Here is a 24,413-nt window from a genome sequence, read left to right on the forward strand (position 1 = left end):
TTTCGAGTCGCGCCCGAGGCGACGACGCCCGTCAGAGTTGACCGTAGCTGTGCAGCCCCGAGAGGAACATGTTCACGCCGAGGAATGCGAACGTCGTGATCAGCAGGCCCGTCAACGACCACCAGGCCGCCACCACACCCCGCAATCCCTTCATCAGCCGCATGTGCAGCCACGCCGCGTAGTTCAGCCACACGATCAGCGCCCAGGTCTCCTTCGGATCCCAGCTCCAGTAACCGCCCCATGCGTCGGCCGCCCACAGCGCGCCGAGAATCGTCGCGATCGTGAAGAACGCGAAACCGACGGCGATCGCCTTGTACATCAGGTCATCGAGCAGTTCGAGCGACGGCAGGCGCGACGAGAAGAATCCGCTGTCGAGCGGCTTGCCGGCCAGGGCCAGACGCTTGTTTTCGCTCGACTTGAGCAGATACGCCACCGAGACCATCGCCGCAAGCGAGAACGTGCCGTAACCGATGAAATTCGCGGGCACGTGGATCTTCATCCACCAGCTCTGCAACGCCGGCACCAGCGGCTGGATCTCATAGGCACTACGCGCCACGCTGTACCAGAGATTGAAACCGACCGCCGCGCTGATCACGAGCAGCACGAACGGCCCGAGCGCGCGCGTCTCGTAGTGATGTTCGTAGTAAAGGTAGAACAGCGCCGTGATCATGCAGAAGAGCACGAACACTTCGTACAGGTTCGAAATCGGGATATGGCCGACGTCGGCGCCCACGAGATACGATTCGTACCAACGCACCATCATGCCGGTGAAGCCAAGCAGCACGGCGGCCCAGCACAGCGTCGAGCCGACGCTCGCACCGAACGGCGAGCGTGCGATCAAGCCTCCCCAGTAGAAGGTCGTCGCCAGGAAGAACAACGCACTCATCCACAGGATGGCCGACTGACTCGAAAGGAAATACTTGAGCAGGAAGGCCTGATCGGCGCGCGCCAGATCGTGGTGATACAACCCGATGCCCGAAAGGGCGAGAATCGCGATTCCGGCCATCAGCCACCGCACGGACCGCCAATGCCAGCCCAACAGCGCAAAAGCCGGCACGCAGAGCACCAGAATCGTGTGCTCGTAGTAATCCATGTAATGGCCGTAGCGATTCAGAGCAAAGCCCGCCCCGATCGCCAGCGCCAGCGCGAACAGCCAGTCGCCAACGCTGCGGCGGCGCAGCCACGAGACTTCCGAATAGTTTTGCGATAACTCCATCTGTCTCACCCTTATCGTTTTGTGACGATCTCGTCGATCTCCGCCTTCGTACGGGCGAATTCCTTTTCGAAATCCAGTGTGCGGCGCGTGGTCGACACCGCCATCAATACCGAACTGCCGCCGTCCGGCGTGTCTTTCAGCCACAGCCACAGACGCCGCTCGCGCACGTAAAACATTGAGAAGATGCCGAGTACCAGCAGCAAGCTGCCAAGATACACGATCTTCTTACCCGGCGAGCGCGTGAGCTGGAAGACGCTCGCCTGAATCTGATCGAACGAATCGAGCTGCAGGAAAACCGGGGCGTCGTACAGAAAATTGTCGGACAGTGCATTGGTTGCCGTATGCACGAAGCGCTCGTTCTCGGGCGTGGGCGTCATGGCCGGCTGCCCGGCCTGTTCTCGCGCGACCTGCCACAGTTGCCAGACGGTACCGTCGAGAATACGACGGAACATGTCGGCCGCGCTCGATTGCTGATCCTGAGGAACCTTCTCGTTGACGAACTCCGCAATCGCCTGCAGGCCGCCCTTCGTCTGGCTGGTTTTGCTTGCTGGAATGGCGCCGGCAAACAGATCCAGCTCGCGTTTGGCGCTTTCCTGCAATTGCGCTCGCAATGCCGCCGACGTTTGCGACGGCAGTGATTGAGCAGCAAACCGCCGGGCGGCTTCGGCCCGCGCCCCATCGTCCTGAAGCGCGGCGCGCAGCAGCATCCACTGCTTGACGGAGCCGTCAGCGTCCGCCGGGATGCGCAGATACTGGAACGGGCCGTCTGGCGTGTCGCGTACACCGGTCATGAAGACCCGCTCGCCATCGTCCACCAGAATCGGCAGCATATAGTTGCGGTACTCCTTCGCCTGCCCGCTGCGGTCGCGCACCTTGTACTGTACCGACGGCCCGACGTTGCGCAGATCCTTGCCCACGTCGGGGCGAGCCCCCGAGCCCAGTCGCGCGTTCAGATCGTCGCGCAACGTTTTGCGCGCCACGCCGCGCACGTCGCGCTCGCCCGCGCCATTGCTGATGTTCTCGACGTTGATCGCGCGGAAATCGCTGAACTCGACGGTGTATTCATCCTGGCCCGCGACGCCGCTGCGCAGTTGCGTCGAGCCGCCCACGTTCCCCGAAAATGCGAACGTCCGGTCGGACACGCCGTGCATGGGATACCCGGTCAACTTCAGCTTGCTGCCACCGTCCTCAAAGCTCGACTGGTAGATCGCGACGCCCTTGTAGATGAACGGCTCGTTGACCTTCACTGTCGCGTTCATCGACTTGCCGGTCTCCGGGTCGGTGACCACGATATCGCTCGCGAACAACTTGGGCATGCCGGTCGAGTAGTAATCGACGTGAAATTTCTTCAGTTCGACAGAGAATGGCAGGTCCTGCACGACCGAGCCGTCCTGGAAATTCAGAATCGCCGTGTTAGATTTGCCGCCCTCCGGCACGAACGCGTAGCCGCGAAACGCCGGGTTGTTCGGCGAGAGACGGTGTGTCTCGGGAATCTGGGCAATTACAGCGTTGCCCTGCAGCGGCGACTTGCCGAACAGCACCATCTGGAGACGAATGAGCAGATCGCTGTCGACCAGCCCGCCCAGGCAAATGATCACGATCGCACTGTGCGCGAAGATGTAGCCGACTTTGTTGATCGCGCCGGTCTTGGCCGCAACAAGCGTCGCGCCATCGCGCTCGCGCACGACGAAACGATAACTACGACGTCCGAGATAGCCCGTGAGACGCGACACGAGTTCGGTGCGCGACGCCGGGCCGGTGTATTCGGCCTTATGGCCGAAGGCCCGCAGACTGCCCTCGCGCACGTGATCTCGCCAGCTCCGGATGTCCGCGATCATCTTCGGCGCATTGCGCACGATACACAGCGTCGTCGACGCCATGAGGAAGAAAAGGATCAGCAGGAACCACCACGCGCTGTACACGGTGTACAGACCGAGCGAGCGGAAGATACCGGCCCAGAACGGACCGAACTGATTGACGTAGTTGGGGTACGGGTCGCCCTGCTTGAGCACGGTGCCAACGATGCTGGCAATCGCAAGCACGCTCAGCAGGCTGATGGCGAAACGCATCGAGCTGACCAGCTCGACGCCGTCGCGCACCCATCGCTGCGCGCCCTTGATCTGCATTCCGGAGGTACTGAGGCTCATCCTGTTTCCGACAACAAAAAAGGCGGGGACGCGTGTCTTACGCGCCCGCCACCCTGTGTATGCTAAACCAGTTCGACCCGATCGCCCTGCGGCGCCGCGGCTGGTTTCGCTATAAGTCAGCGAATATACCCCGACGTTCACATGATGTCAGGGCCGGGCCTGCCGATCAGCGCAAACCGGCGATGTAATCCGCGACTGCCTTGATTTCCTTGTCCGACAACCGCGACGCGACCGTATGCATCGGCGCGTTGTTTTTGCGAACCTCGTCGCGGAACGCCACCAACTGGGCGGCGGTGTATTCCGCCCACTGGCCTGACAGTCGAGGGTATTGCGACGGCATGCCGGCGCCTGTTGGGCCGTGGCATGAGGCGCAGGCGGGAACGCCCTTTTCGGCCAGCCCGCCGCGGTAGATCTTCTGGCCCAGCGGCACGGTGTCCTTGTCGCGCGCGGCACCCGGTTTCATGGTCTGCGAGGCGAAATAAGCGGAGACATTGCGCATGTCCTGATCGGACAGTGCGGCGACCATGCCGGCCATGATGGCGTTATTACGCACCGGCGTTTTGCCGGGCTGGGCCTTGAATTCGGTGAGTTGCTTGTAGAGATATTCGGCGTGCTGACCGGCGAGCTTCGGATACGCGCCGCCGGCGCTGTTGCCGTCTGCTGCATGGCAGGCGGCACAAACCTGACTGGCAATGGCCTGTCCCCGGTTCAGGTCGGGTTTGGCGGGCGCCTGCGCCTCGGCGGCTTGTCCAGCACCGCTCAGAAGAAAGCACGCCAGTGCCAACGGTGTTGCAGCGAGAGACTTCCACACTCCTCGGTTCATTCGCACACCTTATATCTGTTTTGTCGGGAAATCGGTCGTTCGAACTCACCGTCCGGCGCCGCGTTTCTCCTCCAACCTCACGGCGCGCGAGACGTTCGGACAAGCCTTGGCCAGGCCAAGGTTAACTTTCATATTGTACAATAAAGTCTTTCCCCGACTTTAGGGGATTTCCATGTAGAAGGCCGCAGAACGGGGCTTCCCGAGCCATCGCCGGGGGGCATCAGACCCACCGTCTTGCGTGCCCTGCGTCCGCGTTGCAGCCCGACTCCCGTGGCTGTGGCGCTCCTCGGTCTCCGTCATGTCCCTACTTCATCAAGCCCGCTTCTTCACGACCGTCAATCATCTGCGCGACCTGCCGCCCACGGCCGTGCCCGAGGTCGCCTTCGCGGGCCGCTCGAACGCGGGCAAGTCCAGCGCGCTCAACATCCTGTGCAACCAGAAGCGGCTGGCCTTCTCGAGCAAGACGCCAGGCCGTACGCAGCACATCAACTACTTCGAGATCGCGCACCTCGAGCATCTGTACGGCTATCTCGTCGATTTGCCCGGCTATGGCTACGCCGAGGTCGGCGGTGGCGTGAAGGTGCACTGGCAGCAACTCCTCGGAGACTACCTGGTGCAGCGTCCGCAATTGCGCGGCCTCGTCTTAGTGATGGACTCGCGCCGGCCGTTCACGGAACTCGATTGCGAGCTGATCGACTGGTTCATGCCGACCGGGCGCGCCATCCATGTCCTGCTGACCAAGGCAGACAAGCTGACGCGTCAGGAAGCGACGGTCGTGCTGCGTGACACGCAAAAGCGACTGGCCGCGCTACCGCGTACGGATGGCCTGCCGTCCGACGATCCGGCAACGCCGCCGCAGTTCACGGCGCAACTGTTCTCGTCGCTCAAGCGCACCGGCGTCGACGCTGCGCAGCGCGTGCTCGAAGACTGGCTCGCCATTCCGCCGCGCGACGCCGCCAAGAAGTAAGTTGGCATCAAGCGGCGGGGGAAACGGGAAGCCAGCGCGACAGATTGTCGCGGCGAGCCGCGTGGCTGCCGATGGATTGGGCGTGATAGAGATGCGCGCAACGGACAGCGCAACGTGCCCTAGGCCGAACGGATGAGTTTCCTCGAATTCGTTGGAAAGCAGGGCTGTCGGGGGATCCGACAAGACGATTCGCGCGCCCATAAAAAAACCGCCGTGTAGGCACGGCGGGTTTAAATGAGCCTTATCGTAGAACGACAGGCGCCCGCTCAGGGAGGAGAAGCGGGGGACGTCACACGCAGTGCGAACATCCGGTTGGTATGATATACCATGCGTTCGAAAGTTTCCCGCCGAGCGCCCTTTTTTGCGCGCCTTCCCGCGAATGGGATCGTTGCAGCAACGGCGACGACTGGCCGTTTTAGGGCGGTCCGCGCGACCGATTTCACCGGAATCTTCGACACGCCAATCTCCGTCCAAAGGACCGATCGCATGAGTTCCTACCCCCTGCTTCGCCCGCGCCGCATGCGACGCGATGACTTCTCGCGTCGTCTGATGCGCGAAAACCACCTGACGTGCGACGACCTGATTTATCCCGTGTTCATCCTTGAAGGCGAGAACCGCCGCGAGGCCGTCGCCTCTATGCCCGGCGTCGAACGCGTCTCGGTCGACGAACTGCTGCGCGTGGCCGACACCTGTGTCACGCTCGGCGTCCCCGTGATCTCGCTGTTCCCGAATATCGAAGCAACGCTCAAAACACCCGACGGCATCGAAGCCGCCAACCCGGACGGTCTGGTCCCGCGCGCCGTGCGCGAGCTCAAGCGCCACTTCCCGGATCTGGGTGTGTTGACGGACGTCGCCCTCGACCCGTACACGAGCCATGGTCAGGATGGCGTGCTCGACGAAAACGGTTACGTCATCAACGATGTGACGACCGGCATTCTCGTAAAGCAAGCCCTCACTCAGGCGGAAGCGGGCGTGGACATCGTCGCGCCATCCGACATGATGGACGGACGCATCGGCGCCATTCGTGAAGCACTCGAAGCCGGCGGGCACATCCACACACGGATCATGGCGTATGCGGCCAAGTACGCATCGGCCTTTTACGGGCCGTTCCGCGACGCCGTCGGGTCGGCATCGAATCTGGGCAAGGGCAACAAGATGACGTACCAGATGGATCCCGCCAACTCCGACGAAGCGTTGCGCGAAGTCGCGCTCGACATCGAGGAAGGTGCGGACATGGTGATGGTCAAGCCCGGCATGCCGTACCTGGACATCGTACGCCGCGTGAAGGACGAGTTCCGCTTCCCCACGTACGCTTACCAGGTCAGCGGCGAGTACGCGATGCTCAAGGCCGCTGCGCAAAATGGTTGGCTCGATCACGACAAGGTCATGATGGAGTCGCTGCTCGCCTTCAAACGTGCTGGCGCCGATGGCATCCTGACGTATTTCGCGCTCGACGCAGCAAGGCTGATTCGCGCGCAAGCCTAAGCCGTGTGTGGGCGCGCCACCGAATCCGTTCGCGACGATCCGCGCCCGGGTTCGGGCCGCAGCGCTCGGATTCCGGCCGCAGCGCTCAGGTGGCCGGCCCGAGGGCCTTGTCCAGGCTGCGCAGGAACTGATCCGCCGACTGTGCGCCGATCACGCGCATCCCCGTCCTCTCGTTACCGCCGCCATCGAAGAAGATGATGCCTGGCGGGCCGAACAGTCCGAAGCGCTTGAGCAACGCCTGATCGTCGGCGTTGTTGGCCGTGACGTCAGCCTGCACGAGCACCACCTGATCGAGACGGGCTTTGACACGCGGATCCGTGAAAACGGAGCGCTCCATTTCCTTGCAGCTAATACACCAGTCCGCATAGAAGTCGAACATCACCGGACGCCCTGCCGTCGCGATAACCTGATCGAGCTCTGCAACGCTGCGTACGCGCCGGAACTTGGCTCCCTTGTCCACGGGTGCGCTGGCGCTGGCGCTCCCCGAGGTGGCCACTGTCAACCCCGCGAGTGGCGCAAGCGCATCACGCGCCCCCGTTGCCGCCCCCACCAAAGCCACGGCGCCAAGAAGGGCGACGACAACGCCTAACCCCTTGAGCACGCGCCGTGCAGCGCTGACACCATCGGGCAGTCTATCGAAAACGTGCATGAACGCGGCGGCCACCAACAGCAAGGCGCCCCATCCCAACAACAGAACGGGCGTGGTCAGCAATGGCCGCACAATCCAGAGCGCAACACCGAGAAGCAGGAAGCCGAAGAAGCGTTTCACGCCGCCCATCCATGCCCCCGCACGCGGCAGCAACGCGCCGCCGCCGCCCGCGAGAAGCACAAGCGGTAATCCCATCCCAAGCGACAATGCGAAGAGCGTTGCGCCACCGAAGACCGAATCTCCCGTCTTCGCGATAAAGGCGAGCGCGGCCGCCAGCGGGGCGGTCACACATGGGCTCACGATCAGTCCCGATAGCACGCCCATCATCGCCGCGCCGACCCATTGACCCGACGCCTGCTTGCGAGCGGCGTCATCGATTCGAGCGCGCAACGCCAACGGCACCTGAATCTCGTACATGCCGAACATCGACAACGACAGGACGATCATGAGCAGCGCGAACGAGACCAGCACCCACGGCGCCTGCAGGAACGCGATCAGACCTTGCCCCAACAATCCGGCGGCCACACCAATGACGGTGTTCACCACGGACATGCCGAGCACATAGGCAATGGCCAGACGCACGGCCTTGCCTCGACTGGCTCCCTGCCCTGCGACAATCGACAGGAGAATCGGGACCATCGGCAACACACACGGCGTGAACGCCAACCCGACACCCAGCGCGAAGAAGATCGCCAATGCCAGCACGAAGCTGCCTCCGGAGAGGATCCGCTCGGCCTCGCTATAGTCGTCTCGCGCGGACACCCAGCCGCTGGCCGTGTCAGCGTTGGGGGCTGCCGACACGGATTCCGGCGACGTGACGATCTTCCCACCGCTCGACGCTTGCGCCATGCCGCCGAGCAAGGCCGGCGTTGCGGGGACCGGCGTTGATGCGGCCGTTGAACTCCCGCTATTCGCGCCGCCAATCGCGGCAGCGGAAATCTTCAACGGCTTGTCCATCGGGGGATAGCACAGCCCCTTCTCGGCGCAGCCCTGCATGGTGACGTTCAGCGTAAACGGGGCCCCCGCCCGACTCACCGGGATGCGAACGTCGATGGGCTCGTGATACACCTCCATGTCCTTGCCGAAAGTCTCGTCGCGCTTGACTTCACCCTTCGGAAACACCGGTACGCCGAGCGTGACGGCAGGATTGTCGGCTGCGAAAGCAAACCGTTCTCGATAGAGGTAGTAACCCTTGGCCACTTCGAAATGCAGCAGCACCGCACCGGGCTGCTCTGTCTTCGATACCTTGAAGGCGACATCCGGGTCGAGAAAATCGTCAGCGGCGCGGGCGCACCCGGCCCCGAGCAACAGAACCGCCGCCACCAGCAGTAATGCGACCGACCATAGCCACATGACCCGATGTCGCATCGGGCCGTGCCCATTGCGACTGCCTCGCGGGATCCCCCGTCCCACCATTGTCTGCACGTCAGACATGCAACGCCCCCCGCGTTTCATCTTCAACCCACCGCGCGTAGGCAGGCAGCGCTGCCGTGGCGGGCCACGCCACAATCTCCGGCACGTCGTAGGGATGATGTTCTTTAATGTATTGCTCCAGCGCGCTGTAACGCGCCGCCGTCGTCTTGATCATGAGCGGCACTTCCACGCTCGTCTCGCGCTTGCCTTGCCATCGATAGCTCGAACGCACCGGTGCCATTTGCTGCACGCACGCCGCCAGCCGCTCGGCCAGCATACCGTCGATGGCGGCGTTGGCGCTGGCCTCGTCGGGAAACGTCGTCGTGACGATAAGAAGGGCGTCCATGATGTGGCGTAGACCATTCGAGCGTGAGGATCGTTCACTGTACACCGACGCCGCGAAATGTGCCCAATCAGCCAGCGATTTCCAGACTGCCGAGCAGACGGGTTCAGACGACGCCTTAAAATGAAAAAAGCCAGGTCGACGACCTGGCTTTTTTTTACGGCTCACGGCCTTGAAAAGACCGTCGCGCGTGTGGCTTACTCAGCCACTTCCGGCGCTTCCGTGTCGACTTCCGGGCGGTCCAGCAGTTCGACGAACGCCATCGGTGCGTTATCGCCCACGCGGAAACCCATCTTCAGGATGCGCAGGTAGCCGCCCGGACGGTTGGCAAAGCGCGGGCCCAGTTCGTTGAACAGCTTGGTGACCATGTCACGATCGCGCAGGCGGTTGAACGCCAGACGACGGTTGGCCAGCGAATCCTTCTTACCCAGCGTGATGAGGGGCTCGACGACCTTGCGCAGTTCCTTCGCCTTCGGCAGCGTGGTCTTGATCGCTTCGTGTTGGATCAACGAGTTCGACATATTGCGCAGCATTGCCAGACGGTGGCTGCTGGTACGGTTCAGCTTACGAAGACCATGACGGTGACGCATTTCAACTTTCCTTTAAACAGAGTTTTCGACCTAGCTCTTCTATCGGTGACAACCACCGCGGGCCGGTACCTTCGCTATCGGCCGTATCGGAACATCAAGGACATTCCGACGCGCCGCACTTACGTAGCGACACGGCCGCCCCAAGGCGGCCATGTCGTTACACCTTTACTTCTCGAGACCGGCCGGCGGCCAGTTTTCGAGCTTCATGCCCAGCGTGAGGCCACGCGAGGCAAGCACTTCCTTGATCTCGTTGAGCGATTTGCGACCCAAATTCGGGGTCTTGAGCAATTCGTTCTCGGTACGCTGGATCAGGTCGCCGATGTAGTAGATGTTTTCAGCCTTCAAGCAATTGGCCGAACGCACCGTCAACTCGAGATCGTCCACCGGGCGCAGCAGGATCGGATCGATCTGCGGCGCACGCGACGGTGCTTCGCTGGCGGCTTCCGTGCCTTCCAGCGCAGCGAACACCGACAGTTGGTCGACGAGGATGCGAGCCGACAGACGGATCGCTTCTTCCGGCGACACCACACCGTTGGTTTCGATGTTCATCACGAGCTTGTCCAGGTCCGTACGCTGCTCCACGCGGGCCGATTCGACCGCGTAGCTCACACGCTTGACCGGCGAGAACGACGCATCCAGAACGATGCGGCCAATCACCTTGGCCGATTCGTCGCCGTAACGGCGCACGTTACCCGGGACATAACCACGACCCTTTTCGATCTTGATCTGTACGTCGAGCTTGCCGCCCTTGGCCAGATGCGCGATCACGTGGTCGGGATTGATCAGTTCTACATCATGCGGCACTTCGATGTCCGAAGCGCGCACCACACCTTCACCATCCTTGCGCAGCGTAACGGTGACTTCGTCACGGTTATGCAGCTTGAACACCACACCCTTCAGGTTCAACAGGAAGTTAACGACATCTTCCTGGACACCGTCGATGGTGGAATATTCGTGCACAACGCCGGCGATCGTCACTTCGGTCGGGGCATAACCGACCATCGACGACAACAGCACGCGGCGAAGCGCGTTACCCAAGGTGTGGCCGTAGCCACGTTCGAACGGCTCCATCACGACTTTGGCGTGATGCTCACCGACCGGCTCAACCGCGATGATCTTGGGCTTCAACAAACTGGTTTGCATAGGTTTCCTTTTCAATACCCTCGGCTCGTTACACCGATAAGGCTGATGCGTGACAACCTGCACGGAACGCAAAAACGCGCCGTGAGGCGCGTCAGCATACGGATATTAACGCGAATACAATTCAACGATCAGGCTTTCGTTGATGTCGCCCGCGATATCGCTACGTTCCGGCAGTGCCTTGAAAGTGCCTTCCATCTTCTTGGCGTCAACCGAAACCCAGATCGGGAAACCGACTTGCTCCGCCAGCGACAGTGCTTCTTGAATACGCACTTGCTTCTTGGCAGCGTCGCGCACAGTGATCACGTCGCCGGCCTTGACCTTGATCGACGGGATGTTGGAAACAACACCATTCAGCGAGATCGCCTTGTGGCCGACCAGCTGGCGCGCTTCAGCACGCGTCGAGCCAAAGCCCATACGGTACACGACGTTGTCGAGGCGCGACTCGAGCAGTTGCAGCAGGTTTTCACCCGTGTTGCCCTTGACGCGATCGGCTTCCGCGAAATAGCGACGGAACTGGCGCTCAAGCACGCCGTAGATACGCTTGACCTTCTGCTTTTCGCGCAGCTGGTTGCCGTAATCCGACGTGCGAGCACCCGAGGTGCGACCATGCTGACCCGGCTTGCTATCCAGCTTGCACTTGTCGGCGAGCGAGCGGCGTGCGCTCTTCAGGAAGAGGTCAGTACCTTCACGGCGGGAGAGTTTGGCCTTCGGGCCGATATAACGTGCCACGGTTGTTCCTTTATCTCAAAATCTGACGCAGCGAACTTTGTCCACTACGCAAGTCCGGTACCTGTGTACCGGACGGTGGTCTTAGAAATTGCTACGCGCACGGCCGAGACCGTGCGCGAACCCGCGATTATAGCAGGATTTGCTTCTGCGTCTTAGATGCGACGACGCTTCGGCGGACGGCAGCCGTTGTGCGGGACCGGCGTCACGTCCGAGATGGCCGTGATCTTGATACCCAGCGCGTTCAGCGCACGAACCGCGGATTCGCGACCCGGGCCCGGGCCCTTGATGCGAACTTCCAGGTTCTTCACACCGTATTCCAGTGCCACGCGGCCAGCCGACTCGGCAGCAACCTGGGCAGCGAACGGGGTCGACTTGCGCGAACCCTTGAAGCCCTGGCCACCCGAGGTCGCCCATGCCAGTGCGTTGCCCTGACGATCGGTGATCGTGATGATGGTGTTGTTGAACGAAGCGTGGACGTGCACGACGCCCTCGGCAACGCTCTTCTTGACCTTCTTGCGAACGCGCTGCGAAGCGGCGTTGTTCTGTTGCTTAGCCATGAGTTCCTATCCTCTGGTTACTTCTTCAGCGAGACGCCGGCCTTACGCGGGCCCTTGCGGGTACGCGCATTGGTACGGGTGCGCTGACCGCGAAGCGGCAAGCCCTTGCGGTGACGCATACCACGATAGCAGCCTAGGTCCATCAGGCGCTTGATGTTCATGGTCACTTCACGGCGCAGGTCGCCCTCGACCGTCAGTTGACCGACTTGATCACGCAGCTTTTCGAGATCAGCGTCGTCGAGGTCTTTGACCTTCTTCGAAAACGGCACACCGGCGGCGTCGCAAATCTGGCGAGCGCGCGTGCGGCCGACACCGTAAATGGCCGTCAAGCCGATTGCGGTGTGCTGGTGGTTCGGGATGTTAACCCCTGCGATACGAGCCATTCGTAATTCCCCAACTAAATAGCGTTAAAGGCCGATTAGCCCTGACGTTGCTTGTGGCGCGGATCCGAACTGCAGATCACGCGCAGCACGCCTTTGCGCTTCACAAACTTGCAATTGCGGCAGATGCACTTAACAGATGCCAAAACTTTCATGACAATTCCCTCTCTCTAATCACTTCGCCCGGAAGACGATCCGCGCACGCGACAGATCGTAGGGCGTCAACTCTACCGTCACCTTATCTCCAGGCAAGATTCGGATGTAGTGCATCCGCATCTTGCCGGAAATATGTCCGAGTACTACATGGCCATTTTCCAGCTTTACCCGGAAGGTGGCATTGGGGAGGTTTTCAACGACCTCGCCCTGCATTTGAATAACGTCGTCTTTCGACATGACCCAAGGTCAGCGAAGCGTCATGTTATTGCCGCCCTTGAAATTCGCCTTTTTGAGCAGCGACTCATACTGTTGCGACATCACATACGACTGCACTTGAGCCATGAAATCCATCGTCACCACCACGATAATCAGCAGTGAGGTTCCACCGAAGTAGAACGGGACGTTCCAACGCAACACCAGAAACTCAGGCAGCAAACACACCAGCGTGACGTAAGCCGCACCGGCCAGTGTCAGACGCGTCAGGATCTTGTCGATGTACCGCGCCGTCTGATCGCCCGGACGGATGCCCGGTACAAACGCGCCGCTCTTCTTCAGGTTGTCCGCGGTCTCTTTGCTGTTGAACACCAGTGCGGTGTAGAAGAAGCAAAAGAACACGATCGCCAAAGCGTAGAGCATCACGTAGATCGGCTGACCCGGCGACAACTTCGCGGCGAAATCCTTGAGCCAGCGCGTGCTTTCGCCTGCGCCGAACCAATTCGCGATCGTTGCCGGGAACAGGATGATCGACGATGCGAAGATCGGCGGAATCACGCCTGCCATGTTCAGCTTGAGCGGCAGGTGCGAAGCCTGGCCGCCGTACACCTTGTTGCCCACCTGACGCTTGGCGTAGTTCACGAGGATCTTGCGCTGACCTCGTTCGACAAACACGACGAAGAACGTCACGAGCACCACGAGGGCACAGATCACGATGGCCGAGAACGGACCAATCGAACCCGTGCTGACAAGCTCGAACAAACCGCCCACTGCGTTCGGCAAACCGGCCGCGATACCACCAAAGATGATGATCGAGATACCGTTACCCAGGCCGCGTTCGGTGATCTGCTCACCAAGCCACATCAGGAACATCGTGCCGGTCACAAGCGTGATCACCGTCGTCAGGCGGAACAGCATGCCCGGATCGACGACGAGCCCAGGCTCGCTCTCCAACGTCACTGCGATCGCTGCGGCTTGGAAGAGCGCGAGTAGCACCGTGAAATACCGGGTGTACTGCGTGATCTTGCGCTGTCCGGACTGACCTTCCTTGCGCAACGCTTCCAACTGCGGCGAAACCATCGCCAACAGCTGCATGATGATCGACGCCGAAATGTACGGCATGATCCCCAGCGCGAAGATCGTGAAACGCGACAACGCGCCACCCGAGAACATGTTGAACATGCCCAGGATCCCGCCCGACTGGCGCTGGAACAACTGCGCCAGCTGATCGGGGTCGATGCCCGGCACCGGGATATGCGCACCAATACGGTAGACGATCAACGCCAGCAGCAGGAAAACCAGCCGCCGGCGCAGATCCGCATACTTCGGGCCCTGCGTACCAGGCTTAGCGAGATTAGGAGACTTGGCCAATGCTGGCTCCGGGGTGACCTAACTTACTCTGCAACCGAACCGCCAGCCGCTTGAATTGCCGTGAGCGCACCTTTGGTGACGCCCAGACCCTTCACAACGACCTTGCGGGTGATCTCGCCCGAGGCGATGACCTTGGCCGACAGCGACAGCTCGCTCACCAGACCGGCCTGCTTCAGAACCAGCAGATCGATCTCGTCGACCGGCAGGTTGTTCAGGTCCGACAGGCGAACTTCGCCCACGAAACGACGCGTCAGCGACTTGAAACCACGCTTCGGCAGGCGACGTTGCAGCGGCATTTGACCGCCTTCGAAGCCAACCTTGTGGAAGCCGCCCGAACGCGACTTTTGACCCTTGTGACCACGGCCGGCGGTTTTACCCAGACCCGAACCGATGCCACGGCCAACGCGGCGCTTGGCGTGCTTGGCGCCTTCTGCCGGCTTAATCGAATTCAATTCCATTTTGCCCTCGCTCAGTCGACGATCGCCACAAGGTACGAGACCTTGTTGATCATGCCCCGCACAGCGGGCGTATCCTGCAACTCGCTGACCGAATTGATTCGACGCAGGCCCAGGCCCCTCACGGTCGCGCGATGTTCTTCACGCGTACCGATCAGGCTCTTGACCAGCTTAACTTTCACAGTTTGCTGCGACATATTGATCACCCTTAGCCGAGGATCTCTTCCACCGACTTGCCACGCTTGGCGGCGATGTCAGCAGGAGTCGATTGTTTCTTCAGGCCGTCGAGCGTGGCGCGGACCAGGTTGTACGGGTTCGTCGAGCCAAGGCTCTTCGTCACCACGTTGGTCACGCCCATCACCTCGAACACCGCACGCATCGGGCCACCGGCGATAACACCGGTACCGTCCTTCGCCGGCGACATCAGGACGCGCGAGGCGCCATGCTGGCCGAGAACGTTGTGTTGCAGGGTGCCGTTCTTCAGGGGCACCTTGAACATATTGCGGCGGGCTTGTTCCATTGCCTTTTGAACGGCAACCGGCACTTCCTTCGCCTTGCCCTTGCCCATGCCGATGCGGCCATCGCCGTCACCAACCACGGTCAACGCGGCAAAACCGAGAATACGGCCACCCTTCACAACCTTCGTGACACGGTTGACCGCGATCATCTTCTCGCGAAGGCCGTCGTCGCGTTCGTCAGCCTGAACTTTCGCTTGCATCTTTGCCATGACGGATCCTTACTTAGAACTTGAGGCCGGCTTCACGGGCAGCGTCGGCCAGAGCCTTGACGCGACCGTGATAGCGGAAGCCCGAGCGGTCGAAAGCCACGCTTTCGATGCCGGCAGCCTTCGCCTTCTCGGCGATACGACGGCCGATCAGTGCAGCGGCCGCAGCGTTGCCACCCTTGCCTTCCTTGTCGCCCAGTTCCTTGCGCACTTCGGCTTCCAGCGTCGAAGCGCTGGCCAGCACTTGCGTGCCGTCTTCCGAAAAAACTTGCGCGTAGATGTGCACGTTGGTGCGATGCACGGAAAGGCGATGCACCTTTTGAGCTGCCAGCTTGATACGAGTCTGGCGAGCACGGCGCACACGAGATTGTTTCTTGTCCATGTTTCGCACCCTTACTTCTTCTTGGTTTCCTTGAGGATCACCACCTCGTCCGCATAGCGGACGCCCTTGCCCTTGTAGGGTTCGGGCGGACGGTAACCGCGAACTTCCGCAGCCACTTGTCCGATGCGTTGCTTATCAACGCCTTTGATGATGATCTCCGTCTGCGTCGGGGTCTCGGCCTTCACGCCTTCCGGCATGGCATGCACGACATCGTGCGAGAAACCCAGCTCAAGCTTCAGGTTTGCACCTTCAGCCTTGGCGCGGTAACCCACGCCAACGAGTTGCAGTTTCTTTTCGAAACCCTTGCTCACACCGGTCACCATATTGTTGACCAGTGCACGTTCGGTGCCATACAACGCATTCGCTTCGCGGCTTTCGTCGGCCGGGGCGAAGGTGATGGTGCCGTCTTCGATCTTGACGTTCACGAGGGCATTCACACCGCGGGTCAGCGAACCCAGGGCACCCTTGATCGTCAGCACATTGCCTGCCAGCGTTGCTTCTACGCCCTTCGGCAATGCAATGGGACTCTTACCTACTCGAGACATTTCAACGCTCCTCGGTTAGGCGACGTAGCAGATGACTTCGCCGCCCACGCCGGTGGCGCGTGCCTTGCGATCAGTCATCACGCCCTTCGGGGTCGAGACGATTGCAACGCCGAGGCCATTCATGACCTGCGGGATGTCGTTGCGGCTCTTGTACACACGAAGACCGGGGCGGGACACGCGCTCGAGGCGCTCGATCACCGGACGGCCAGCGTAGTACTTCAGTGCGATGTTCAACACTGCCTTCGTTTCTTCTGCTTCAACCGCGAAGTCTTCGATGTAGCCTTCGTCCTTCAGGACTTTGGCGATCGAGACCTTCAGCTTGGAAGAGGGCATCTTCACCGATGCTTTCTCAACCATCTGAGCGTTGCGGATGCGAGTCAGCATATCGGCGATAGGATCGCTCATGCTCATGGTGCTTCTCCTATTACCAGCTTGCTTTGGTCACGCCCGGGATTTCGCCACGGAAGGCGATTTCACGGATCTTGTTACGGGCCAGGCCGAATTTGCGGAAGGTACCGCGCGGACGGCCAGTCAGGTCGCAACGATTGCGTTGACGCGTCGGATTGGCGTTACGCGGCAGCTGTTGCAGCGCCAGACGTGCTTCATAACGCTCGTCTTCCGACTTGCTGGTGTCTTCGATGGTCGCTTTGAGGGCGGCGCGCTTGGCAGAAAACTTCTGCGCCAGACGGGCGCGTTTCTTTTCGCGTTCGATAAGTGCCAGTTTAGCCACGATTACCTCAGTTACGGAACGGGAATTTGAACGCCGACAGAAGAGCCTTCGCTTCTTCGTCAGTCTTCGCGGTCGTGGTGATGCTGATATTCAGACCACGCAGCGCGTCGATTTTGTCGTACTCGATTTCGGGGAAGATGATCTGTTCCTTCACACCGATGTTGTAGTTGCCACGACCATCGAACGCACGACCCGAAATACCACGGAAGTCACGCACGCGCGGCAGAGCCACGGTGATGAAACGATCCAGGAATTCGAACATACGCTCGCCGCGCAGCGTCACCATCGTACCGATCGGGTAACCTTCGCGGATCTTGAAACCGGCAATTGCCTTGCGAGCCTTCGTCACCACCGGCTTTTGGCCGGCGATTTTCGTCAGGTCGCCAACGGCGTGCTCAATGATCTTCTTGTCAGCAACGGCTTGACCAAGGCCCATGTTCAGGGTGATCTTGGTGATGCGCGGCACTTCCATGACAGACTTGTAACCGAACTGCTTTGTCAGCTCGGCGACAACCTTGTCTTTATAGAATTCTTGCAAACGGGCCATTATCTATACTCCCTGCGACTTAGGCACCGACGACCGTACCGGTCGTCTTGAGGAAGCGGACCTTCTTGCCGTCTTCGACCTTGATGCCCACGCGCGACGGCTTGCCATTGGCATCCACCAGCGCCACGTTCGACACGTGGATCGGCATCGTCTTGTCGACCACGCCACCTTGCGTACCCTTCATCGGGTTCGGCTTGACGTGCTTTTTGGCAACGTTCACGCCCTCGACGACCAACTTGTCGCCATCAATGGCCAGGACCGTGCCACGCTTGGCCTTGTCCTTACCCGTCAGCACGATGACCTGGTCACCCTTACGAATCTTGTTCATGTGTCGGCTCCTTACAGCACTTCCGGGGCCAGCGACACGATCTTCATGAAGCGTTCGGTACGCAGTTCACGCGTAACCGGCCCGAAGATACGGGTGCCGATCGGCTCAAGCTTGGTGTTAAGCAGCACGGCGGCGTTGCCGTCGAATTTGACCAGCGAGCCGTCCTGGCGACGCACGCCCTTGGCGGTGCGCACGACCACTGCGTTATAGATTTCGCCCTTCTTGACACGACCACGCGGGGCAGCATCCTTCACGCTGACCTTGATGATGTCGCCAATGCCGGCGTAGCGACGCTTGGAGCCGCCCAGCACCTTGATGCACATCACTTCGCGCGCACCGGTGTTGTCGGCTACTTCGAGCCGGGTTTCAGTTTGAATCATGGTGTTATCTTCCCAACTTAATCCGACACATACGCATCGGTCAGTCTTGGTCCCCGTCAGCACCAAAGGGTGCCGTTTGGGTTGAGTCGTTCAAAAGTGGACAACTTTGCTACCTCGACCAGACTCGTAGAGGATACGAATCGGCTTCGGAAGCCATCCACTCCCTTGCGAAACCAAAGACCGGTTTTAGCGAAAGAAGCGGAAAGTCCGGAATTATACATCGATAATTCCGGACTTGCAAGTCAAGCCTTCGCTTCAGCGCGCTTTAGATGATGCGAGCGGCTTCCACGAGACGGGAGACCGTCCAGGCCTTGGTCTTCGACAGCGGGCGGGATTCTTGAATCTCGACCGTATCGCCTTCCTTGTACTGGTTGGTCTCATCGTGCGCGTGGTACTTCTTCGAGCGCACGATGTACTTGCCGTAGAGCGGGTGCTTCATTTGACGCTCGACCAGCACGGTAACCGTCTTGTCCATCTTGTCGCTGACAACCTTACCCACGAGGGTACGCTTCAGCGCGGTCTTAGCGGTATCGTTCATTTCTGGCTCGCCTTCTCAGTCAACACGGTACGCACACGCGCGATGTCCTTGCGCACCTTCTTCAGCTGGCTGGTGTTGCTCAGCTGTTGGGTGCCCGCTTGCATGCGAAGACCGAATTGGGCCTTCAGCAGATCCGACAGTTCCTTGTTCAGGCCGTCGAGATCCTTGGCACGAAGTTCGGATGCTTTCATTTCAAATTCTCCCCTCAGGCGCCAAGGCGACGTACGAAGAACGTCGTCTGAATCGGCAGCTTGGCAGCAGCCAGGCGGAACGCCTCGCGCGCCAACGCTTCATCCACACCGTCCATTTCGTACAGCATCTTGCCCGGTTGAATCTCGGCGACGTAGTACTCCGGGTTACCCTTACCGTTACCCATACGCACTTCTGCCGGCTTTTGCGAGATCGGCTTGTCCGGGAAGATACGGATCCAGATACGACCACCGCGCTTGATGTGGCGAGTCATGGCACGACGCGCGGCTTCGATTTGACGAGCCGTCAGACGTCCACGACCGACCGCCTTCAGACCGAATTCGCCGAACGACACTTCGTTACCACGCGTGGCAACGCCAGTGTTACGGCCCTTCTGCTCTTTGCGATACTTTCTGCGTTTCGGTTGCAGCATGATTATTCTCCAGTCTTGGCGTCGCCTTCAGGCTTGCCAGCCGGGCGTCGTGCACCACCGCGCTTCGCGCCGGCCTTATCGCCAGCATCGTCACGACGGGGGCGACGGTCGCCGCCCGGACGCGCGTTGCGGCGCGGACGCTTGTCTTCGGCCGGCTCTTCAGCCACCGGAGCGTCGTTGCGGCCCAGCGTGTCACCCTTGTACACCCACACCTTGATACCGATGATGCCGTACGTCGTCTTCGCTTCCGAAGTTGCGTAGTCGATGTCGGCACGCAGCGTGTGCAGGGGCACACGGCCTTCGCGATACCACTCGGTACGGGCGATTTCGATACCGTTCAAACGGCCCGCGCTCATGATCTTGATGCCTTGGGCACCCAGACGCATCGCGTTCTGCATCGCACGCTTCATGGCGCGACGGAACATGATACGGCGCTCGAGCTGCTGAGCGATCGAATCGGCGATGAGCTGCGCATCGGTTTCCGGCTTGCGGATTTCCTCGATGTTCACGTGCACGGGCACGCCCATGCGCTTCTGCAGCTCGGCCTTGAGGATTTCGATGTCCTCGCCCTTCTTGCCGATCACAACACCCGGACGCGAGCTGAAAATCGTAATGCGAGCATTACGTGCCGGGCGCTCGATGATGACGCGGCCGACCGAAGCGTTCTTCAGCTTCTTCTTCAGATATTCGCGAACGCCGATGTCTTCCTTCAACATCTGCGCGAAGTTCTGGTTGTTGGCGTACCAACGCGAAGCCCAGTTACGACTGACCGCCAGACGGAAGCCAGTCGGATGAATTTTCTGTCCCATCGTGACCCCTTAGTTGCCCAGCGTCACAGTGATGTGACAGGTTTGCTTCTCGATGCGGTTACCACGGCCCTTAGCACGCGCGGTGAAACGCTTGAGCGAGGTCGCCTTGTCGACGAAAATGCCCTTGACGCGCAGTTCGTCGATGTCAGCACCTTCATTGTGCTCGGCGTTGGCGATAGCCGACTCGAGCACCTTCTTGATGATGACCGCGGCCTTCTTCGGCGAGAAGGTCAGGACATTGAGTGCACGCTCCAGCGGCAGTCCACGGATCTGGTCAGCGACCAGACGCGTTTTTTGCGCTGAGATACGAGCATCGCGATGAATTGCTTTAACTTCCATGGTCGGCCCCTTATTTCTTCGCCTTCTTGTCGGCCGCATGGCCCTTGAAGGTACGGGTGAGAGCGAACTCACCCAGCTTGTGGCCGACCATGTTTTCCGTCACGTACACCGGCACGTGTTGACGGCCGTTATGCACAGCGATCGTCAGGCCGATGAAATCGGGCAGGACGGTCGAACGACGCGACCAGGTCTTGATCGGCTTTTTGTCACGCGATGCAGCCGCCGCTTCCACTTTTTTCAGCAGGTGAGCGTCGCAAAACGGACCTTTTTTAACAGAACGAGTCATTTGCTAGCTCCAATTAACGCTTCTTGCGACGCTGAACGATCATGCTGTCGGTGCGCTTGGTCGAACGGGTACGCTTACCCTTGGTATGCTGACCCCACGGGCTGACCGGATGACGACCCGCCGCCGTACGACCTTCACCACCACCGTGCGGGTGATCCACCGGGTTCATCGCCACACCGCGAACGGTCGGGCGAATACCGCGCCAACGCTTTGCACCGGCCTTGCCCAATTGGCGCAGGCTATGCTCTTCGTTACCGACTTCACCGATGGTCGCGCGGCACTCGATGTGCACGCGACGCACTTCACCCGAACGCAGACGCACTTGAGCGTACGTGCCTTCGCGAGCCAGCAGCATGGCCGACGTGCCGGCGGCACGGGCGATTTGCGCACCCTTGCCCGGCAGAAGTTCGATGCCGTGAATCGTCGTACCGACCGGGATGTTACGGATCGGCAGGGTGTTACCCGATTTGATCGGGGCTTCCGAGCCGCTCACCACTTGCTGGCCGACGGTCATGCCCTTCGGTGCAAGGATGTAACGACGCTCGCCGTCGGCGTAGCACAGCAGAGCAATGTTCGCGCTGCGGTTCGGATCGTATTCCAGACGCTCAACCTTCGCCGTGATGCCGTCCTTGTTGCGACGGAAATCGACGATACGGTAGTGTTGCTTGTGACCGCCACCCATATGACGGGTGGTGATGTGACCGTTGTTGTTACGGCCAGCGGTCTTGCTCTTGGTATCGAGCAGCGGGGCGAACGGCTTGCCCTTGTGCAGATCCTTGTTGACGACCTTGACCAGCGAACGGCGGCCCGGCGACGTCGGTTTCGTTTTGACGAGTGCCATGATTACTTGGCCTCCGCTTCAAAATTGATTTCCTGACCCGGCTTCAGGCTCACGTAGGCCTTCTTTTCATGGTCGCGACGACCCATGAAGCGGCCAAAGCGCTTTTGCTTGCCCTTGCGGTTCAGAATCTGCACCGACTCGACTTCCACCTTGAAGAGAAGCTCAACCGCAGCCTTCACTTCTTGCTTGTTCGCGTCGCGTGCGACTTGGAACACCACTTGTTCGTTCTTGTCAGCCACCAGCGTCGCCTTTTCGGAGATCACCGGCGAGAGCAGGACCTGGTACAGACGATGGTCATTTTTACGCACGTCGCTCATGACAGCATCTCCTCAATCTTGGCGATCGCGCCCTTCGTCACCAGCACCGTCTTGAAGTAGATGAGCGACAGCGGGTCGGCGAAACGCGGCTCGGTGACGGCAACGTGAGCCAGATTGCGCGAGGCCAGGAACAGGTTCTCGTCCACGCTATCCGTGATCAGCAGCACCGACTCAAGACCCATGGCCTTGATCTTTTCAGCGAGCAGTTTGGTCTTCGGCGCATCCAGCTTGATGTCCTCGACCACCGACAGACGACCTTCACGGGCGAGCTGCGACAGAATCGAGCACACACCCGCGCGGTACATCTTCTTGTTGACCTTGTGGGTGAAGTTCTCTTCCGGCGAATTCGGGAAGATACGGCCACCGCCGCGCCACAACGGGCTCGACGACATACCGGCACGAGCACGACCCGTACCCTTCTGACGCCACGGCTTCTTGGTCGTGTGCTTGACCTGTTCACGGTCTTTCTGCGCACGATTGCCGCTGCGGGCGTTGGCTTGGTAAGCCACCACAACCTGATGGATCAGCGCTTCGTTGTAGTCACGGCCGAACACGACGTCCGACGCGTTGACCGCTGCGCCTTCCTGACCTTGCTCATTCAGGAGCTTCAGTTCCATTGTTACGCTCCCTTCGCGAGTTTGGCCTTGACAGCCGTGGTCACGAAAACCTTGCCTTCGTTGGCGCCCGGAACGGCACCCTTCACGAAGATCAGGCCACGTTCAGCGTCAATGCGCGCGATTTCGAGATTCTGCACCGTCGTGGTGACATCGCCCAGATGACCCGTCATGCGCTTACCCGGGAACACACGGCCCGGATCCTGCGCCATACCGATCGAACCCGGCACGTTGTGCGAACGCGAGTTACCGTGCGAAGCGCGGCCCGAAGCGAAGTTGTAGCGCTTGATGGTACCGGCGTAGCCCTTACCGATCGACACGCCTTGCACGTCGACCTTCTGGCCCACTTGGAAGAGATCGACGCCAACGGCTGCGCCCGGCTGCAGTTCAGCAGCTTTGGCAGCTTCGACGCGGAATTCCTTGAGGATTTCACCGGCTTCGACACCCGCTTTCGCGTAGTGGCCGGCGGCGGCTTTGGTCACGCGCGTGGCGCGACGGTTACCGAAAGTGACTTGAACGGCCGTGTAGCCGTCCGTTTCATCCGTCTTGATTTGCGTCACACGGTTGTTAGACACGTCGAGCACGGTGACGGGAATCGAATCGCCGTCGTCCGTGAAAATACGCGTCATGCCAACCTTGCGACCGACAAGGCCAAGGCTCATGATTTTCTCCATTCCCGACTGCGATTGGCCGGGGCTAAATGATAAAAGGATGGTCCACGGACGTGGGCCATCTTTTAAAAACTACACTTGAGCCCGCCATTATAGACGAGCTTTTATCGCTTGACAAGTGTTGCTAATTCGCATAACAAAAGCCCCGCCGAGTCAGTATTGGCGGGGCTTTCCAGCGCAAAGTCGCGCTCAAGCCTTACTGCAGCTTGATCTCGACGTCGACGCCAGCCGGCAGGTCCAGCTTCATCAGTGCGTCAACGGTCTTGTCCGTCGGATCGACGATGTCCATCAGGCGCTGGTGCGTGCGGATTTCGAGCTGGTCGCGCGAGGTCTTGTTGACGTGCGGCGAACGCAGGATGTCGAAACGCTCGATGCGCGTCGGCAGGGGCACCGGGCCCTTGACGATCGCGCCGGTGCGCTTGGCGGTTTCAACGATCTCGGCGGCCGACTGGTCGATCAGGCGGTAATCGAAAGCCTTCAGGCGGATGCGGATTTTTTGGTTCGGCATGTCAATTCTCCAAAGAGCATGGCAGCCCTCGTTCGGGTGCCGGGTAAATCACAAAGAGCAAACACAGCTTCGGTGACGGGAGCGCCAAGGCCCCCGTCATCCGTCAATCCGTCATTAGTCTTCGATCTTCGCAACCACGCCGGCGCCGACAGTACGGCCACCTTCGCGAATTGCAAAACGCAGACCTTCTTCCATGGCGATCGGCTGGATCAGGTCAACCTTGATCGACACGTTGTCGCCCGGCATCACCATTTCCTTGCCTTCCGGCAGGGAGATCGAGCCCGTCACGTCCGTCGTACGGAAGTAGAACTGCGGACGGTAGTTGTTGAAGAACGGGGTGTGACGACCACCTTCGTCCTTCGACAGGATGTAGACCTCGCCCGAGAACTTGCGGTGCGGCTTGATCGAACCCGGCTTGGCCAGAACCTGACCACGCTGGACGTCTTCACGCTTCGTGCCGCGCAACAGAATACCGACGTTATCGCCTGCCTGACCTTGGTCGAGCAGCTTGCGGAACATTTCGACGCCCGTGCAGGTCGTCTTGTCGATCTTCGGCTTGTCGCCGTCCATGGCGATACCGACGATTTCGATTTCT

Annotated in this window: 37 protein-coding genes; 2 read left to right on the forward strand and 35 right to left on the reverse strand. The window is 60.2% G+C overall.

The window, feature by feature from the left end; all coding sequences use genetic code 11:
- Positions 1-31: 31 nt before the first annotated feature.
- The 3 genes from ccsB to A985_RS0123250 form a co-directional block, all read right to left on the reverse strand.
- Complete coding sequence (ccsB, locus tag A985_RS0123240; RefSeq protein WP_017235776.1) at positions 32-1,216, reverse strand: c-type cytochrome biogenesis protein CcsB; 1,185 nt, start codon at positions 1,214-1,216, stop codon at positions 32-34.
- 11 nt (positions 1,217-1,227) lie between these two features.
- Complete coding sequence (locus A985_RS26810; RefSeq protein ID WP_083902419.1) at positions 1,228-3,363, reverse strand: cytochrome c biogenesis protein ResB; 2,136 nt, start codon at positions 3,361-3,363, stop codon at positions 1,228-1,230.
- A gap of 166 nt (positions 3,364-3,529) precedes the next feature.
- On the reverse strand, positions 3,530-4,186 hold the full coding sequence (locus A985_RS0123250) for a cytochrome c (protein ID WP_026132329.1): 657 nt from the start codon (positions 4,184-4,186) through the stop codon (positions 3,530-3,532).
- Between the two features lie 298 nt (positions 4,187-4,484).
- On the opposite strand from A985_RS0123250, the gene yihA reads away from it, so the two are divergent.
- Together yihA and hemB are read left to right on the forward strand one after the other, a co-directional pair.
- Positions 4,485-5,153, forward strand: a complete 669-nt coding sequence (gene yihA, locus A985_RS0123255) for a ribosome biogenesis GTP-binding protein YihA/YsxC (protein WP_017235779.1) — start codon at positions 4,485-4,487, stop codon at positions 5,151-5,153.
- A 486-nt stretch (positions 5,154-5,639) separates the two neighbouring features.
- Positions 5,640-6,638 (forward strand): porphobilinogen synthase, encoded by a 999-nt coding sequence (gene hemB, locus A985_RS0123260; protein WP_026132330.1) that lies wholly within the window; start codon positions 5,640-5,642, stop codon positions 6,636-6,638.
- Positions 6,639-6,723: 85 nt separating this feature from the next.
- Here hemB and dsbD read toward each other — a convergent pair whose 3' ends face one another.
- The 32 genes from dsbD to A985_RS0123420 all read right to left on the reverse strand — a co-directional run.
- The gene (gene dsbD, locus A985_RS0123265; protein ID WP_017235781.1) at positions 6,724-8,640 is read right to left on the reverse strand and encodes a protein-disulfide reductase DsbD; all 1,917 of its coding nucleotides are present in this window, start codon (positions 8,638-8,640) and stop codon (positions 6,724-6,726) included.
- Between the two features lie 73 nt (positions 8,641-8,713).
- Positions 8,714-9,046, reverse strand: a complete 333-nt coding sequence (gene cutA / locus A985_RS0123270) for a divalent-cation tolerance protein CutA (protein ID WP_017235782.1) — start codon at positions 9,044-9,046, stop codon at positions 8,714-8,716.
- A 194-nt stretch (positions 9,047-9,240) separates the two neighbouring features.
- A complete protein-coding gene (gene rplQ / locus A985_RS0123275; RefSeq protein ID WP_017235783.1) occupies positions 9,241-9,633 on the reverse strand; it encodes a 50S ribosomal protein L17 in 393 nt (130 codons plus the stop codon).
- 165 nt (positions 9,634-9,798) lie between these two features.
- Positions 9,799-10,776, reverse strand: a complete 978-nt coding sequence (rpoA, locus tag A985_RS0123280) for a DNA-directed RNA polymerase subunit alpha (RefSeq protein ID WP_017235784.1) — start codon at positions 10,774-10,776, stop codon at positions 9,799-9,801.
- A gap of 105 nt (positions 10,777-10,881) precedes the next feature.
- A complete protein-coding gene (rpsD, locus tag A985_RS0123285) occupies positions 10,882-11,505 on the reverse strand; it encodes a 30S ribosomal protein S4 (RefSeq protein ID WP_017235785.1) in 624 nt (207 codons plus the stop codon).
- A gap of 152 nt (positions 11,506-11,657) precedes the next feature.
- On the reverse strand, positions 11,658-12,062 hold the full coding sequence (gene rpsK / locus A985_RS0123290) for a 30S ribosomal protein S11 (RefSeq protein ID WP_010804113.1): 405 nt from the start codon (positions 12,060-12,062) through the stop codon (positions 11,658-11,660).
- A 17-nt stretch (positions 12,063-12,079) separates the two neighbouring features.
- Positions 12,080-12,445: a 30S ribosomal protein S13 gene (rpsM, locus tag A985_RS0123295; protein WP_017235786.1), complete on the reverse strand. Its 366-nt coding sequence runs from the start codon at positions 12,443-12,445 to the stop codon at positions 12,080-12,082.
- 35 nt (positions 12,446-12,480) lie between these two features.
- Positions 12,481-12,597 carry a 50S ribosomal protein L36 gene (gene rpmJ / locus A985_RS0123300; protein ID WP_010804115.1) on the reverse strand — a complete coding sequence of 39 codons (117 nt, stop codon included), beginning with the start codon at positions 12,595-12,597 and terminating at the stop codon, positions 12,481-12,483.
- A gap of 19 nt (positions 12,598-12,616) precedes the next feature.
- Positions 12,617-12,835 carry a translation initiation factor IF-1 gene (gene infA, locus A985_RS0123305; protein ID WP_007869286.1) on the reverse strand — a complete coding sequence of 73 codons (219 nt, stop codon included), beginning with the start codon at positions 12,833-12,835 and terminating at the stop codon, positions 12,617-12,619.
- Positions 12,836-12,844: 9 nt separating this feature from the next.
- Positions 12,845-14,182, reverse strand: coding sequence for a preprotein translocase subunit SecY (secY, locus tag A985_RS0123310; RefSeq protein ID WP_017235787.1), 1,338 nt, complete (start codon positions 14,180-14,182; stop codon positions 12,845-12,847).
- A gap of 23 nt (positions 14,183-14,205) precedes the next feature.
- Positions 14,206-14,640 carry a 50S ribosomal protein L15 gene (gene rplO / locus A985_RS0123315; protein WP_017235788.1) on the reverse strand — a complete coding sequence of 145 codons (435 nt, stop codon included), beginning with the start codon at positions 14,638-14,640 and terminating at the stop codon, positions 14,206-14,208.
- Between the two features lie 11 nt (positions 14,641-14,651).
- Entirely contained in the window at positions 14,652-14,834 is a 183-nt protein-coding gene (rpmD, locus tag A985_RS0123320; protein ID WP_017235789.1) for a 50S ribosomal protein L30, read from the reverse strand.
- Positions 14,835-14,845: 11 nt separating this feature from the next.
- Positions 14,846-15,364, reverse strand: a complete 519-nt coding sequence (gene rpsE, locus A985_RS0123325) for a 30S ribosomal protein S5 (RefSeq protein WP_010804120.1) — start codon at positions 15,362-15,364, stop codon at positions 14,846-14,848.
- Positions 15,365-15,377: 13 nt separating this feature from the next.
- Positions 15,378-15,743, reverse strand: coding sequence for a 50S ribosomal protein L18 (rplR, locus tag A985_RS0123330; RefSeq protein ID WP_010804121.1), 366 nt, complete (start codon positions 15,741-15,743; stop codon positions 15,378-15,380).
- An 11-nt stretch (positions 15,744-15,754) separates the two neighbouring features.
- Positions 15,755-16,288 (reverse strand): 50S ribosomal protein L6, encoded by a 534-nt coding sequence (gene rplF, locus A985_RS0123335; protein WP_026132332.1) that lies wholly within the window; start codon positions 16,286-16,288, stop codon positions 15,755-15,757.
- Positions 16,289-16,303: 15 nt separating this feature from the next.
- Positions 16,304-16,699 carry a 30S ribosomal protein S8 gene (gene rpsH, locus A985_RS0123340; RefSeq protein WP_017235791.1) on the reverse strand — a complete coding sequence of 132 codons (396 nt, stop codon included), beginning with the start codon at positions 16,697-16,699 and terminating at the stop codon, positions 16,304-16,306.
- A 13-nt stretch (positions 16,700-16,712) separates the two neighbouring features.
- Positions 16,713-17,018 carry a 30S ribosomal protein S14 gene (gene rpsN / locus A985_RS0123345; protein WP_017235792.1) on the reverse strand — a complete coding sequence of 102 codons (306 nt, stop codon included), beginning with the start codon at positions 17,016-17,018 and terminating at the stop codon, positions 16,713-16,715.
- A gap of 7 nt (positions 17,019-17,025) precedes the next feature.
- Positions 17,026-17,565, reverse strand: coding sequence for a 50S ribosomal protein L5 (rplE, locus tag A985_RS0123350; protein ID WP_010804125.1), 540 nt, complete (start codon positions 17,563-17,565; stop codon positions 17,026-17,028).
- Between the two features lie 19 nt (positions 17,566-17,584).
- On the reverse strand, positions 17,585-17,893 hold the full coding sequence (gene rplX / locus A985_RS0123355) for a 50S ribosomal protein L24 (RefSeq protein WP_017235793.1): 309 nt from the start codon (positions 17,891-17,893) through the stop codon (positions 17,585-17,587).
- Positions 17,894-17,904: 11 nt separating this feature from the next.
- Positions 17,905-18,273 (reverse strand): 50S ribosomal protein L14, encoded by a 369-nt coding sequence (gene rplN / locus A985_RS0123360; RefSeq protein WP_010804127.1) that lies wholly within the window; start codon positions 18,271-18,273, stop codon positions 17,905-17,907.
- A gap of 265 nt (positions 18,274-18,538) precedes the next feature.
- Positions 18,539-18,811, reverse strand: a complete 273-nt coding sequence (gene rpsQ / locus A985_RS0123365; RefSeq protein WP_017235794.1) for a 30S ribosomal protein S17 — start codon at positions 18,809-18,811, stop codon at positions 18,539-18,541.
- Positions 18,808-19,002, reverse strand: a complete 195-nt coding sequence (gene rpmC, locus A985_RS0123370) for a 50S ribosomal protein L29 (protein ID WP_017235795.1) — start codon at positions 19,000-19,002, stop codon at positions 18,808-18,810. The genes rpsQ and rpmC overlap by 4 nt, the downstream gene beginning before the upstream one ends.
- A 14-nt stretch (positions 19,003-19,016) precedes the next feature.
- On the reverse strand, positions 19,017-19,433 hold the full coding sequence (gene rplP, locus A985_RS0123375) for a 50S ribosomal protein L16 (protein ID WP_010804130.1): 417 nt from the start codon (positions 19,431-19,433) through the stop codon (positions 19,017-19,019).
- 2 nt (positions 19,434-19,435) lie between these two features.
- Positions 19,436-20,242, reverse strand: a complete 807-nt coding sequence (rpsC, locus tag A985_RS0123380; RefSeq protein WP_017235796.1) for a 30S ribosomal protein S3 — start codon at positions 20,240-20,242, stop codon at positions 19,436-19,438.
- Between the two features lie 9 nt (positions 20,243-20,251).
- Positions 20,252-20,581 carry a 50S ribosomal protein L22 gene (gene rplV, locus A985_RS0123385; protein ID WP_017235797.1) on the reverse strand — a complete coding sequence of 110 codons (330 nt, stop codon included), beginning with the start codon at positions 20,579-20,581 and terminating at the stop codon, positions 20,252-20,254.
- A 10-nt stretch (positions 20,582-20,591) separates the two neighbouring features.
- A complete protein-coding gene (rpsS, locus tag A985_RS0123390) occupies positions 20,592-20,867 on the reverse strand; it encodes a 30S ribosomal protein S19 (protein ID WP_010804133.1) in 276 nt (91 codons plus the stop codon).
- Between the two features lie 13 nt (positions 20,868-20,880).
- Entirely contained in the window at positions 20,881-21,708 is an 828-nt protein-coding gene (rplB, locus tag A985_RS0123395; protein ID WP_017235799.1) for a 50S ribosomal protein L2, read from the reverse strand.
- 2 nt (positions 21,709-21,710) lie between these two features.
- On the reverse strand, positions 21,711-22,025 hold the full coding sequence (gene rplW / locus A985_RS0123400; protein WP_017235800.1) for a 50S ribosomal protein L23: 315 nt from the start codon (positions 22,023-22,025) through the stop codon (positions 21,711-21,713).
- Complete coding sequence (gene rplD / locus A985_RS0123405) at positions 22,022-22,642, reverse strand: 50S ribosomal protein L4 (RefSeq protein WP_017235801.1); 621 nt, start codon at positions 22,640-22,642, stop codon at positions 22,022-22,024. Before rplD ends, rplW begins: the two co-directional genes overlap by 4 nt.
- Positions 22,643-22,644: 2 nt before the next feature.
- Positions 22,645-23,301, reverse strand: coding sequence for a 50S ribosomal protein L3 (gene rplC / locus A985_RS0123410; protein WP_026132333.1), 657 nt, complete (start codon positions 23,299-23,301; stop codon positions 22,645-22,647).
- A gap of 205 nt (positions 23,302-23,506) precedes the next feature.
- Positions 23,507-23,818, reverse strand: coding sequence for a 30S ribosomal protein S10 (gene rpsJ, locus A985_RS0123415; RefSeq protein ID WP_017235803.1), 312 nt, complete (start codon positions 23,816-23,818; stop codon positions 23,507-23,509).
- Between the two features lie 114 nt (positions 23,819-23,932).
- The coding region (locus tag A985_RS0123420) for an EF-Tu/IF-2/RF-3 family GTPase (protein ID WP_017235804.1) at positions 23,933-24,413 on the reverse strand (481 nt) is incomplete at its 5' end.

Origin of the sequence: Pandoraea sp. B-6 (genome assembly GCF_000282835.1) — a bacterium.
GTDB lineage: Bacteria > Pseudomonadota > Gammaproteobacteria > Burkholderiales > Burkholderiaceae > Pandoraea > Pandoraea cepalis.

Excerpts from the sequence above, each read along its gene's own strand:
- rplN (WP_010804127.1), bottom strand. The coding sequence starts at position 18,273 with ATGATTCAAACTGAAACCCGGCTCGAAGTAGCCGACAACACCGGTGCG.
- rplE (WP_010804125.1), bottom strand. The coding sequence starts at position 17,565 with ATGGCCCGTTTGCAAGAATTCTATAAAGACAAGGTTGTCGCCGAGCTG.
- infA (WP_007869286.1), bottom strand. The coding sequence starts at position 12,835 with ATGTCGAAAGACGACGTTATTCAAATGCAGGGCGAGGTCGTTGAAAAC.
- rpmC (WP_017235795.1), bottom strand. The coding sequence starts at position 19,002 with ATGAAAGCATCCGAACTTCGTGCCAAGGATCTCGACGGCCTGAACAAG.
- hemB (WP_026132330.1), top strand. The coding sequence starts at position 5,640 with ATGAGTTCCTACCCCCTGCTTCGCCCGCGCCGCATGCGACGCGATGAC.
- rpsQ (WP_017235794.1), bottom strand. The coding sequence starts at position 18,811 with ATGAACGATACCGCTAAGACCGCGCTGAAGCGTACCCTCGTGGGTAAG.
- rplC (WP_026132333.1), bottom strand. The coding sequence starts at position 23,301 with ATGAGCCTTGGCCTTGTCGGTCGCAAGGTTGGCATGACGCGTATTTTC.
- ccsB (WP_017235776.1), bottom strand. The coding sequence starts at position 1,216 with ATGGAGTTATCGCAAAACTATTCGGAAGTCTCGTGGCTGCGCCGCCGC.
- A985_RS26810 (WP_083902419.1), bottom strand. The coding sequence starts at position 3,363 with ATGAGCCTCAGTACCTCCGGAATGCAGATCAAGGGCGCGCAGCGATGG.
- rplB (WP_017235799.1), bottom strand. The coding sequence starts at position 21,708 with ATGGCACTCGTCAAAACGAAACCGACGTCGCCGGGCCGCCGTTCGCTG.
- rpoA (WP_017235784.1), bottom strand. The coding sequence starts at position 10,776 with ATGCAAACCAGTTTGTTGAAGCCCAAGATCATCGCGGTTGAGCCGGTC.
- rplO (WP_017235788.1), bottom strand. The coding sequence starts at position 14,640 with ATGGAATTGAATTCGATTAAGCCGGCAGAAGGCGCCAAGCACGCCAAG.
- rplQ (WP_017235783.1), bottom strand. The coding sequence starts at position 9,633 with ATGCGTCACCGTCATGGTCTTCGTAAGCTGAACCGTACCAGCAGCCAC.
- rplP (WP_010804130.1), bottom strand. The coding sequence starts at position 19,433 with ATGCTGCAACCGAAACGCAGAAAGTATCGCAAAGAGCAGAAGGGCCGT.
- rplV (WP_017235797.1), bottom strand. The coding sequence starts at position 20,581 with ATGGAAGTTAAAGCAATTCATCGCGATGCTCGTATCTCAGCGCAAAAA.
- cutA (WP_017235782.1), bottom strand. The coding sequence starts at position 9,046 with ATGGACGCCCTTCTTATCGTCACGACGACGTTTCCCGACGAGGCCAGC.
- rpsC (WP_017235796.1), bottom strand. The coding sequence starts at position 20,242 with ATGGGACAGAAAATTCATCCGACTGGCTTCCGTCTGGCGGTCAGTCGT.
- rpsE (WP_010804120.1), bottom strand. The coding sequence starts at position 15,364 with ATGGCAAAGATGCAAGCGAAAGTTCAGGCTGACGAACGCGACGACGGC.
- A985_RS0123250 (WP_026132329.1), bottom strand. The coding sequence starts at position 4,186 with ATGAACCGAGGAGTGTGGAAGTCTCTCGCTGCAACACCGTTGGCACTG.
- dsbD (WP_017235781.1), bottom strand. The coding sequence starts at position 8,640 with ATGTGGCTATGGTCGGTCGCATTACTGCTGGTGGCGGCGGTTCTGTTG.
- rpmD (WP_017235789.1), bottom strand. The coding sequence starts at position 14,834 with ATGTCGCAGCAAACTGTGAAAGTTAAGCTGGTCAAGAGCCTGATCGGT.
- rpmJ (WP_010804115.1), bottom strand. The coding sequence starts at position 12,597 with ATGAAAGTTTTGGCATCTGTTAAGTGCATCTGCCGCAATTGCAAGTTT.
- rplX (WP_017235793.1), bottom strand. The coding sequence starts at position 17,893 with ATGAACAAGATTCGTAAGGGTGACCAGGTCATCGTGCTGACGGGTAAG.
- rplF (WP_026132332.1), bottom strand. The coding sequence starts at position 16,288 with ATGTCTCGAGTAGGTAAGAGTCCCATTGCATTGCCGAAGGGCGTAGAA.
- rplW (WP_017235800.1), bottom strand. The coding sequence starts at position 22,025 with ATGAGCGACGTGCGTAAAAATGACCATCGTCTGTACCAGGTCCTGCTC.
- rpsH (WP_017235791.1), bottom strand. The coding sequence starts at position 16,699 with ATGAGCATGAGCGATCCTATCGCCGATATGCTGACTCGCATCCGCAAC.
- rplR (WP_010804121.1), bottom strand. The coding sequence starts at position 15,743 with ATGGACAAGAAACAATCTCGTGTGCGCCGTGCTCGCCAGACTCGTATC.
- rplD (WP_017235801.1), bottom strand. The coding sequence starts at position 22,642 with ATGGAACTGAAGCTCCTGAATGAGCAAGGTCAGGAAGGCGCAGCGGTC.
- rpsK (WP_010804113.1), bottom strand. The coding sequence starts at position 12,062 with ATGGCTAAGCAACAGAACAACGCCGCTTCGCAGCGCGTTCGCAAGAAG.
- yihA (WP_017235779.1), top strand. The coding sequence starts at position 4,485 with ATGTCCCTACTTCATCAAGCCCGCTTCTTCACGACCGTCAATCATCTG.
- rpsJ (WP_017235803.1), bottom strand. The coding sequence starts at position 23,818 with ATGCCGAACCAAAAAATCCGCATCCGCCTGAAGGCTTTCGATTACCGC.
- rpsM (WP_017235786.1), bottom strand. The coding sequence starts at position 12,445 with ATGGCTCGTATCGCAGGGGTTAACATCCCGAACCACCAGCACACCGCA.
- rpsS (WP_010804133.1), bottom strand. The coding sequence starts at position 20,867 with ATGACTCGTTCTGTTAAAAAAGGTCCGTTTTGCGACGCTCACCTGCTG.